Source organism: Candidatus Frackibacter sp. WG13 (genome assembly GCF_900114655.1).
Lineage (GTDB): Bacteria > Bacillota > Halanaerobiia > Halobacteroidales > Acetohalobiaceae > Frackibacter.
Window position 1 is genome coordinate 35359 of record NZ_FOTT01000026.1, and the last position, 11404, is coordinate 46762.

The 11404-nt window shown below is 34.1% G+C and carries 12 protein-coding genes; all 12 read left to right on the top strand.

The window, feature by feature from the left end; genetic code table 11:
• The first annotated feature begins 116 nt into the window (after window positions 1–116).
• Window positions 117–413, top strand: coding sequence for an Asp-tRNA(Asn)/Glu-tRNA(Gln) amidotransferase subunit GatC (gene gatC, locus BM077_RS11945; RefSeq protein ID WP_089750657.1), 297 nt, complete (start codon window positions 117–119; stop codon window positions 411–413).
• Between the two features lie 22 nt (window positions 414–435).
• Entirely contained in the window at window positions 436–1896 is a 1461-nt protein-coding gene (gene gatA, locus BM077_RS11950) for an Asp-tRNA(Asn)/Glu-tRNA(Gln) amidotransferase subunit GatA (protein WP_089750658.1), read from the top strand.
• 22 nt (window positions 1897–1918) lie between these two features.
• Window positions 1919–3355, top strand: coding sequence for an Asp-tRNA(Asn)/Glu-tRNA(Gln) amidotransferase subunit GatB (gene gatB, locus BM077_RS11955; RefSeq protein ID WP_089750660.1), 1437 nt, complete (start codon window positions 1919–1921; stop codon window positions 3353–3355).
• A 493-nt stretch (window positions 3356–3848) separates the two neighbouring features.
• Window positions 3849–4991 (top strand): homocitrate synthase, encoded by a 1143-nt coding sequence (gene nifV / locus BM077_RS11960; RefSeq protein WP_089750661.1) that lies wholly within the window; start codon window positions 3849–3851, stop codon window positions 4989–4991.
• Between the two features lie 56 nt (window positions 4992–5047).
• Window positions 5048–6043 (top strand): isocitrate dehydrogenase (NAD(+)), encoded by a 996-nt coding sequence (locus BM077_RS11965; protein ID WP_089750663.1) that lies wholly within the window; start codon window positions 5048–5050, stop codon window positions 6041–6043.
• Window positions 6044–6567: 524 nt separating this feature from the next.
• Complete coding sequence (locus BM077_RS11970; protein ID WP_089750665.1) at window positions 6568–7296, top strand: amidohydrolase family protein; 729 nt, start codon at window positions 6568–6570, stop codon at window positions 7294–7296.
• 234 nt (window positions 7297–7530) lie between these two features.
• Complete coding sequence (locus BM077_RS11975) at window positions 7531–8331, top strand: amidohydrolase family protein (protein ID WP_089750668.1); 801 nt, start codon at window positions 7531–7533, stop codon at window positions 8329–8331.
• A gap of 34 nt (window positions 8332–8365) precedes the next feature.
• Complete coding sequence (gene rlmD / locus BM077_RS11980) at window positions 8366–9745, top strand: 23S rRNA (uracil(1939)-C(5))-methyltransferase RlmD (protein ID WP_445082269.1); 1380 nt, start codon at window positions 8366–8368, stop codon at window positions 9743–9745.
• Between the two features lie 174 nt (window positions 9746–9919).
• Entirely contained in the window at window positions 9920–10123 is a 204-nt protein-coding gene (locus BM077_RS11985) for a cold-shock protein (protein ID WP_089750670.1), read from the top strand.
• Between the two features lie 203 nt (window positions 10124–10326).
• Window positions 10327–10533: a DUF2283 domain-containing protein gene (locus BM077_RS11990; protein ID WP_089750671.1), complete on the top strand. Its 207-nt coding sequence runs from the start codon at window positions 10327–10329 to the stop codon at window positions 10531–10533.
• A gap of 66 nt (window positions 10534–10599) precedes the next feature.
• On the top strand, window positions 10600–10887 hold the full coding sequence (locus BM077_RS11995) for an ArsR/SmtB family transcription factor (RefSeq protein WP_089750674.1): 288 nt from the start codon (window positions 10600–10602) through the stop codon (window positions 10885–10887).
• Between the two features lie 219 nt (window positions 10888–11106).
• A partial coding sequence (locus tag BM077_RS12000; protein WP_177188348.1) for an FAD-dependent oxidoreductase occupies window positions 11107–11404 on the top strand: 298 nt, incomplete at its 3' end.

Consider the following 11404-nt stretch of genomic DNA (forward strand, 5'->3'; position numbering starts at 1 on the left):
CTGTATATACTAATTTTATGTTAGCTATTGATTAGAGATTGTTGCTTCAATTACCAGGCTATGTTATAATGATAAAAGATGTCTAGATGTATATTTAAGAAAGGGTGGTGAAGTTAATGAAGATTGATCAGGCTACGGTAGAGAAAGTAGCTATGTTGGCTAGATTAGAGTTAGCAAGTGATGAAGAGGAAAAGATGACAGAACAATTAAATGATATTTTAGACTATGCGGACAAGCTAAACGAACTAGATACTGAAGATGTGAAACCAACAGCACATGCTTTACCAATTAAGAATGTTTTTAGAGAAGATGTTGTTGAGGAATCTTTAGATAGGGATATTGCTTTAAAGAACGCGCCTGAAAAAGAGAGTGGCTCGTTTAAAGTACCAAAAGTTATAGAGACAGGAGAATAAATCGGTTAAAGGAGGGACTGGAATGGAACTTTATGAATTAACTGCTCATGAATTACATGAGAAATTAACAGCAGGAGAGGTAAGTGCTGAAGAAGTTATAAATTCAATCTATCAGCGTATAGAAGAGACTGAAGAAGATGTTAAGGCCTATGTCACTTTAACTAAAGAAGAAGCCTTAAATAAGGCTAAGAAAGTAGATGAAAGGCTTGCAGACGGAGAAGATATTAATCCTTTAGCAGGAATTCCGGTAGCTATAAAAGATAATATGTGTACAGAAGGGATTAAGACAACTTGTTCTTCGAATATATTACATAACTTTAAGCCACCGTATAATGCGACAGTAGTACAGAAATTAAATGATGAAGATGCGGTGATGATAGGGAAGACCAATTTAGATGAATTTGCTATGGGATCTTCTACTGAAAATTCAGGTTTCTTTACTACTAAGAATCCTTGGGATTTAGAACGAGTACCAGGAGGTTCTAGTGGAGGTTCAGCTGCTGCGGTTGCTGCTAATGAAGCTATTATCTCTTTAGGTTCGGATACAGGTGGTTCAATCAGACAGCCTGCTGCTTTATGTGGTGTAGTTGGGATGAAGCCTACATATGGATTTGTTTCGAGATATGGATTAGTTGCTTTTGCTTCATCTTTAGATCAGATTGGCCCTTTTTCTAAGGATGTAGAAGACTGTGCATTAGCATTAAATTATATTTGTGGGCATGATCCACATGATTCTACTTCGGTTGAAAGAGAAGTGCCAGACTTTACTGAATCTTTAGTAGATGATGTTTCGGAGATGAAGGTTGGAATTCCAAAAGAATACTTTGGTGAAGGAATAGATGCTGAAGTAAAAGAAGCTGTAGAAGCTGCTATCGCTAAATTAGAAGAGTTAGGTGCTACTTGTGAAGAAGTATCTTTACCACATACTGAGTATGCACTACCTACTTATTATCTAATCGCTCCCGCAGAGGCTAGTTCGAATTTAGCTCGTTATGATGGAGTTAGGTATGGTTACCGTGCCGAAGGGGCTAACAGTTTAATTGATATGTTTAAAAAGACTAGGAGTGAAGGGTTTGGCGATGAAGTTAAGCGTAGAATTATGTTGGGTACATATGCTTTAAGTTCGGGGTATTATGACGCCTATTATTTAAAAGCTCAAAAAGTTAGAACTTTAATTAAAGATGACTTTGAAAAAGTATTCGAAGAATATGATGTTTTAATTTCGCCAACATCACCAACGACTGCATTTAAGATTGGTGAGAAGAGTGATGATCCATTACAGATGTATATGTCTGATTTATGTACAATTCCGGCTAACTTAGCTGGTATTCCTGGAATTTCAATTCCTTGTGGATTTGATAATGATGGTTTGCCTATAGGGTTACAGTTATTAGGAAATCATTTTGATGAAGAAAAGTTAATTCAGGTTGCTTATACTTTTGAACAGAATACAGATTTTCATAAAGAAAGTGCAGAATTGTAATTTAATCGTGGAGGTGTAAAGAATGGGTGCAGATTATGAGGTTACAATTGGGCTAGAGGTACATGCTCAATTAGATACTAATACTAAGATATTCTGTAGTTGTAGTACAGAGTTTGGAGCAGAGCCGAATGTACATACTTGTCCGGTTTGCTTAGGTTTACCAGGAGTGTTGCCGGTATTAAATAAGAAAGCAGTAGAATATGCAATTAAAACAGGACTAGCCTTAAATTGTGATATTGCTAGTTTTAGTAAGTTTGATCGTAAGAATTATTTCTATCCTGATTTACCAAAGGCATACCAGATTTCTCAATTTGATTTACCTTTATGTACAGATGGGCATATAAATGTAAAGACTGAAGATGAAGAGGTAAGAGTAAGAATTAATCGAATTCATATGGAAGAGGATGCTGGTAAGTTAGTACACGATGGAACTACTGATGAAGGGAGTTTGGTAGATTACAATCGAGTTGGAACGCCATTAATTGAGATTGTAACTGAACCAGATATTCATTCTCCAGCGCAGGCAGTTGCTTACTTAAAGGAATTAAAGAGTATCTTAGAATACCTAGAGGTTTCCGATTGTAATATGGCCGAAGGTTCTTTGCGTTGTGATGCTAATGCTTCTATTAAGCCTAAAGGACAAGAGGAATTAGGAACTAAGACAGAATTAAAGAATATGAACTCTTTTAAGGCAATTGAGAAAGCATTAAAATATGAAATAAAAAGACAAGCAAAAGTATTAAATGCCGGTAAAGAAGTAATTCAAGAAACAAGAATGTGGGATGATGATCTTGGAAAGACCTTCTCGATGCGAGGAAAAGAGGAGGCTCATGATTATCGTTACTTCCCAGAGCCAGACTTAGTACCAATGGAAGTTGATGAATCTTGGTTAGAGAAGATTGAAGAAGATATTCCGGAGTTGCCAACAGACCGTAAAGCGAGGTTCATAAATGAATTTGGATTACCAGAGTATGATGCTGAAGTCTTAACTGATTCTAAAGATATTGCTGATTTCTTTGAAGCTACTGTAAATAAACATGACGATCCAAAAAGTGTTAGTAACTGGGTAATGGGTGACTTAATGAGACTATTAAATGAAGAGAACTTAGAAATTAATGAAGCTGATATAACTGCTGATGGTTTAGCAGAAATGCTAGCATTAATGGATGATGGAACAATCTCTAGTAAGATTGCTAAAACTGTATTTGAGGAAATGTTTAAGACAGGAAAAGACCCAGATACAATTGTAGAAGAAAAAGGGTTAAAACAGATTAGTGACGAAGATGAATTAGGAAATGTAATCGATGGAGTAATCGAAAATAATCCAGATGCGGTTGCGGATTATAAAGGTGGTAAGGACCAGGCAATCGGTTATTTGGTAGGACAAGTTATGAAAGAAACACGTGGTAAGGCTGATCCACAATTGACTAATCAAATGTTAAGAGAAAAGTTAAGCTAAAGTTAATAATTCTCTACTTCTATAAGAGAGGTAGAGAATTATTATTTAAGTCTAATCCACTATATAATAATTAAGACTCTTATATAATTGATTGCTGACGTCTAAAAATTATAATTTAATTATACTAGGAATTTTATTATGGAATTGATTTAATTATTAATATGACATTCTTTCTATATAATTCTGGTTGACAAAAAATAAAAAAAACTATATAATGAATATGTAGGTTTTATACGATAGGGATTCTATATTTTAATAATTTAATATACGAGGGCTTTAAATAGTGAGTACTTAGTCTTAATTATTACTTTTTCATAATTTTCTAAAAATTAAAGAAGGTAGTATAGAGTAGCAAAATATAGTAGTTTAAACATTTATAATTTGGATTACATTAATTCTGACTCTAAGTATTCTACTTTAGAGTCTTTCTTTATACCTATGATGTAATAATATACATTAAAAAGTATAAAAATTAAGAAGAGGAGTGGATTAGATGGAAGGGATTAAGATAGTAGATACTACGTTAAGAGATGGTGAACAGACAGCGGGAGTTGTCTTTGCAAATCGAGAAAAGATCAGAATTGCTAAATTATTAGATCAGATTGGTGTTGACCAGATTGAAGCTGGGATTCCTGTTATGGGTGGAGATGAAAAGGAAGCCATTCAAACTTTAGTTAATGCAGACTTAGATGCTAGTATTATGGCTTGGAACCGTGCGGTTGTTTCAGATGTTAAAGAGTCTTTAGATTGTGGAGTAGATGCAGTAGCGATTTCGATATCTACTTCTGATATTCATATTGAGCATAAGTTACAGCAGGATAGAGACTGGGTACTTTCTAATATGGTTAAAGCAGTAGAGTTTGCTAAAAAGAATAACCTATATGTGTCAGTAAATGCGGAGGATGCTTCTCGTAGTGACAGAGACTTTTTAGTTAAATTTGCTAAGGAAGCTAAAGAAGCAGGAGCTGATAGATTAAGATATTGTGACACAGTAGGGATTATGGAGCCATTTGTTATTCATGATCGTGTAAAAGATATCATTGAGGAAGTAGGAATTGATATCGAAATGCATACGCATAATGACTTTGGTTTAGCGGCTGCTAATGCTTTAGCTGGTGTTAAAGCTGGTGCTAATTACGTAGGAGTCACTGTAAACGGTTTAGGTGAGCGTGCTGGTAATGCTGCCTTAGAAGAGGTTGTTATGGCGTTGAAATACTTATATAATGTAGATATGGACTTTTCAACGGAAGATTTTAGACAACTTTCAGAGTATGTATCTCAGGCTTCATCCCGTGAATTGCCGGTTTGGAAAGCGATTGTAGGTACTAATGTGTTTGCTCACGAATCTGGGATTCATGCAGATGGGGTATTAAAGAACGCTTCTACTTATGAGGTCTTTGCTCCTGAAGAAGTAGGATTAGAAAGACAGATTATCATCGGTAAGCATTCTGGGAAAAAAGCAATTGTTAGCAAATTTAAAGAGTACGGAATTGATTTAACAGACCAAGAGGCAAATGATCTTTTAGCAAGAATTAGAGAAACAGCAGTACAGTTGAAGCGAGCTTTATTTGATAAAGAATTAATGTATATTTATGAAGATTATAAAGAAGAGATGGAACAAGAAGAAGGGGCATAAAGAATAGATAATTAAAGTATGAACATTAGAGATAATAAGTTGAGGAGGAGTCTAGGATGTATAATATAACATTGGTCCCTGGAGATGGAATTGGACCAGAGGTTTCAAAAGCAGTACAGGAAATAATTGAAGCTACTGGAGTAGAGATTAATTGGGAGGAAGTAGAAGCAGGTGCTGGCGTAATGGACGAGTATGGTACTCCGTTACCAGAAGAGGTATTGGATTCCATTCGTAATAATAAGATAGCTTTGAAAGGTCCAATTACTACTCCTGTTGGTAGCGGTTTTAGAAGTGTTAATGTAGCGATTAGAAAGAAGTTAGATTTATATACTAACCTGCGACCGGCTAAGACTTTTGCTGGTTCTCCTACTATGTTTGAGGATATTGATTTAGTAGTTGTAAGGGAGAATACTGAAGGTCTATACGCTGGTATTGAACATATGGTTGGTGACGATGCGGCAGAAAGTATTAAAGTAATTACGAGAAAGGCATCCGAAAGAATTGTTAGAGCAGCCTTTGAATATGCTAAGCGAGAGAATAGAGAGAAAGTAACTGCTGTTCATAAAGCTAATATTATGAAATTAAGTGATGGATTATTCTTAGAAGTAGCGAGAGAAGTAGCTAAAGATTATCCAGAAGTTGAGTTTGATGATCGGATTGTTGATAATATGTGTATGCAGTTAGTTCAGTATCCAGAAGAGTATGATGTTTTAGTACTACCTAATCTATATGGAGATGTAGTTTCTGATCTCTGTGCTGGATTAATTGGAGGTTTAGGACTAACTCCAGGTGCAAATCTTGGCGATGATATAGCTGTTTTTGAAGCTGTGCATGGTAGCGCGCCGGATATTGCTGGTCAAAACAAGGCAAATCCAATTGCTTTATTATTATCTGGAGTTTTGATGTTACGTCATTTAGACGAAAAAGAAGCTGCTGATAGTATTGAAAATGCAGTTGCGGAGGTTTTAGCCGAAGGTGAAACATTAACTGCAGACTTAGGTGGTCAAGCAAGTACAACTGAGATTACTGAAGCGATAATTGATAAACTATAGATTAAACTTTAAAATATAAACATTATTTCAGCACTACCTAAATTCATTAGGTAGTGCTATTTTCGTTTTTAGAAGCAGGATCATATTTTGTTATAATTAGAAAGTAATTTGCGAACAAGTGAGAAGTTAGTCGAACACAAACTGTAACAAGAGGAAACTATACTTTTGGTATATTGACTTTGTTCATAGAGTAATATCGGCTAAAAAGTTAGACTTCGCGCATAATCGATTGATGTTAGCCATTTAGAATGGAGCAGACTGAAATAAATAAAGCATGGTAAAAGTTGTTTTCTGTTTGACCGTTAGGGAGTTTGAAAACAACCCATGCTTTATTTATGGAAGTCGTTGCGGAATTTGTAGGCGGTATCAATTGATTATGTAAGAACCTAGATTTCAAATATGATTGAGGTGAGCAAATCTATAAGGGCTTACGAACCCCTATAAACATTAGGCTTATTTAGCTGATAGTATTCTTCATGATTAGGAGGGATGAATCTATAAAAAGATTAAGGGAGAGATAATTGATGAAGATAATTGACTTTCATGCCCATGCATTTCCAAGGAAAGTAGCTACAAAGGCAATAGATAGATTAGAGATTCATTATAATATAGAGATAGAGAATGTAGGGACTCTAGAACATTTAGTAACGACAGCATCTCAGGCGGACATTCATCGGTCAGTCTTGCATGCTTCAGCAACAAATGCTAGACAAGTAGAAGCAGTTAATAATTGGATTGCAGATGTGACTTCACCACGTATAATTAGGTTTGGGACTATTCATCCAGAATACGAAGATATTGAAAAGGAATTAATTCGCTTAAAAAGTTTAGGGATTAAAGGTTTGAAGCTCCATCCTGATTTTCAACAGTTCGATTTAACAGATCAGAAGATGTATGAACTTTATGAAAAGATTGGTGACCAATTTTTAGTTTTATTTCATGTAGGAGATGATGTTTATCCTACTGAAGATAACTATAGCACCCCCCAAAAGATGGCACAAGTAATTAAAGATTTTCCTCAATTAAATGCAGTAGCCGGTCATTTAGGTGGTTATCGAATGTGGGATGAGGCAGAAAAGAATATTATTGGTCACGATATATATTTAGACACTTCTAGCGTCTTTCGTTACATATCTTTAGAAAGAGCGAGTGAGTTAATTAAGGCTCATGGAACAGATAAAGTTCTCTTTGGTTCTGATTATCCAATGGAGGTGCCTGCTAAAGAGATAAAGAATGTATTGAATTTAGACTAAACACGACCATAAGATTAATCAAATTGCTCAAAAAGCCTGCTAAAGAGATAAAGAATGTATTGAATTTAGACCTTAGTCTAACAGATAAATGGAAGATACTATATAAGAACGGATTTGAGTTATTGTCTAGATTTGACCTATTGTGAACCTCTCCACCTAATACAGTAGTTTAGATGGAGTTTTCTTTGACGATTTTAGATAAAAGGAGAAGAGATTATAGGAGGAGATTAAAAAGTGAAGGTAGTAGACTTTCATACTCATATTTTTCCAGAAGGGATTGCAAGTAGAGCGGTAGAGCAGTTAGAGAATCACTATCAATTGCAGATTAAGAATAATGGGACTTTTGATAATTTCATGAATAAGTTTAAAGAAGCTGAATTATATAAAGCAGTAGTCCATGCAGCAGCTGTTGTACCGAGACAGGTGCCAACAGTGAATGACTGGTTATTAAAAATTAAGGATGAGAATTTAGTCAACTTTGGTACAATTCATCCTGAATATGAAGATATAGAAGGAGAATTGACTCGTTTAAAAGAAGCAGGGGTTGGAGGGCTTAAGCTTCATCCGGATTTTCAGAAGTTTGATATTATTTCAAAAGAGGCATATGCTATTTATGAGGCAATAGGTGCTGATTTTTTGGTTCTCTTCCATGTCGGAGACCAAGTAGAAGAGCCAGCTAATAATTATAGTACTCCACAAAAATTAGCACAGGTTATAGCTGACTTTCCTGAATTAAGAGTTATTGCAGCCCATTTAGGTGGTTATCAAATGTGGCAAGAAGCTAAGGAATATTTAATTGGAGAGGATATTTACATTGATACTTCTAGTGCCTTAGACTTTTTACCAGAAGAAGTAGTAGTTGAGATTATTAATACTCATGGAGTAGATAAGGTCTTATTTGGCTCTGACTTTCCTATCAAAGATCCATTAACTGAGATGAGGCAGTTAACAGATTTAGGTTTAGATTTAGTAGATAGATTAAAGATTTTAAGTAAGAATGGACTAAAACTATTAGAAGAATTAGGGGTAGAATAAAAGATTAGAAAGAGAATAACAAAGGAGTTGAAAAGTGTTGAGCAAAGATAGACCAGTTAAAGTAGGAGAAAAAGTAATAATAGAATTAGAAAATTTAGCTTATGGTGGCGATGTAGTCGGGAGAAAAGAAGGGTTTGCTATCTTTGTTCCTCAAGGAGTACCTGGGGAAAGAGTCAAGATAAGAGTTACTAAAGTTAAAAAGAATTATGCTCGAGGTGAAATCATTGATATTGTCAAGGCTGCTCCTGAAAGAGTAACTGAACAATGTGAAGTAAGTAATGATTGTGGCGGTTGTCAATTGCAACATATTGATTATGCAGCCCAATTAGAATATAAAGAAGAGATTGTAAAAGATGCTATAGAAAGAATAGGTAATTTGGAGGGAATAGAGGTTAATCCAGTAATTGGCATGGATAATCCTTATTTTTATCGCAATAAAGCTCAATTTCCTTTAGGTATTAAGGAAGAAGAGGTAGTAGCAGGCTTTTATGCAGCTGGTAGTCATCAAATTATAGAGACACAAGAGTGTTTGATTCAACACCAATTAATTAATAGGATAGTTAGGAAGACTTTAAACTTAATTAACGAATATGAGATCTCCATTTATGATGAAGAGAAGCATAGTGGTATCTTACGTCACTTAATAGTTCGGGTTGGTGTATGCACAAATCAAGCTATGTTAGTCTTTGTAACCAAAGATGAAGAACTACCTTACCAAGAAGAGCTCAGTCAGCAGTTAATGGAGGAGATACCAGAGTTAATTAGCATTCACCAAAATATTAATTTCCGTAAAACAAATATTATTTTAGGTGATAAGACAATTCTATTAGCAGGTCAAGACAAGATCATAGATTATATCGGTAAGATAAGATATAAGATTTCACCAGAATCATTCTTTCAGGTTAATACACTACAAGCTAATAAACTCTATGCGCAGGTATTAAGAGCTGCTGATTTAAATGGAGAAGAAAGAGTTATCGATGCTTATTGTGGCATTGGTTCTATTTCACTATATTTAGCCCAAGCGGCAAAGAAAGTTTATGGAATAGAAGTAGTACCACAAGCCATTGCAGATGCAAGAGATAATGCAAAGTTAAATGGAATTAATAATTGTGACTTTCAAGTGGGCAAGGTAAGAGAAGTATTACCTCAGATGGAACAGGATGGCTTGTATCCTGAAGTTATAGTAGTCGATCCACCAAGAAAAGGGTGTCATGAAGAAGTTTTAAAAACTTTTTTAGATTTAAAACCAGATAAGATTATCTACGTTTCTTGTAACCCAAGTAGTCTAGCTAGAGATTTAAAAATATTAACTGCTGCAGATTATGAAGTAGCAGAAGTACAACCGGTTGATATGTTCCCGCAGACTTATCATATAGAGACAGTAGTAAAATTAATTAAGCCAATTTCATAATTAGATTTAAAACACAATTAACATAAAATTTTTGGGTGGCAGCAATTAATTATGTAAGATTTTTAATAAAAAATTAAACTTTTATGTATAAAGCACTTTAATAACTCGGATACTATGCATGTATCTTAAGAATCAGAATTAATTAAGTAAATGATTTAGGAGGAATTTAGTTTTATGAAAACAGGAACAGTGAAATGGTTTAGTAATGAGAAAGGTTATGGATTTATTGAAGTTCCAGGAGAAGAAGATGTTTTTGTACATTATTCAGCAATTGAAGATGAAGGATTTAAAAGTTTAGAAGAAGGTGAACAAGTCGAGTTTGATGTGGTAGACGGAGAAAGAGGATTACAGGCCTCTAATGTAATAAAACGCCAGTAGAAATAATGAGATGTTTTATCAAAAATTGAATATTAGAAAATAAAGGTCTAGGAGCTTTCCCTAGACCTTTTTAAGTGTTTACATAAAAAGTTCATAAATTTTAAAGAGGAATTTCTGGTTAAGTATTTAATTACGTTATTGTAGATAAATAATAATGATAGCGATACATAATCTACTTTCCCTTGGAGGGATTAATAAATACGATGGAAATTAAATTAAGAATCACTTATGACCAAAAAGCAGATTTAGCATATATTTATTTGGAAGATATTCCACCAGGTGGAGTTAATGAATCGGTTAGAGTAGGGGATAAGGTCTTAGATTTTGACCAAGATGGTAGATTATTAGGGATAGAGTTTTTAGATGGGAAGGATGGTCTACCCAAGTCTCTCCTATCTAAATTAGATTAATCTTGACAGTCAAATTTAATTATTATAATATATTAATATGAATATTAATTAGGGGGAAGAGGTTAAATGAAAGATTTTGATGTGGATATGGAGCTTTTAAAAGGAAAAGCAAAGATATTAAAAGCTCTAGCTCATCCAGTAAGGTTATGCATTGTAAAAGGTTTATTAAAGGTTGGTAGCTGTAATGTTTCAAATATGCAGTCTTGTTTAGAGGTGCCACAATCTACAGTTTCACAACATTTAGCTAAATTACGTAATGCAGGAATTATTACAGGAAAAAGAAATGGTGTTGAGATTAATTATTCAGTAATTAATGAAGATGCAAAGGCAATAGTTGAGACGTTATTCAGTTAAGTTATAATTACAATTCTAATTATAAATATATTATTAATTGAGTAAATAACTATAGTTCTTCTATAGAGTGGTTATGATTGAAATTTAAGTTTCAATTATTTTTTTAATTATACAATTAATATATTATAATTAACCGATTTAATTAACTGAGATACAGATGAATTATATATATTATAATAGACCAACTAAATTATACTACAACTGATGGAGGTTAAATTAATGGCTAAAAAGATACTAATTATTGGTGGTGTAGCCGGCGGAGCAAGTACAGCGGCTAGACTAAGAAGAATGGATGAAGATGCGGAGATTATTATGTTTGAAAAAGGAGAATATATCTCATTTGCTAATTGTGGGTTGCCATATTATATTGGAGGAACGATTGAAGAAAGAGATAAATTATTAGTCCAGACTCCAGAACGGATGGAAGCTAGATTCAATATTGATGTTAGAGTTCAAAATGAAGTTATTGATATTGATACGAATAAGAAAGAAGCAAGGGTAAAAGATTTGGCAAAAG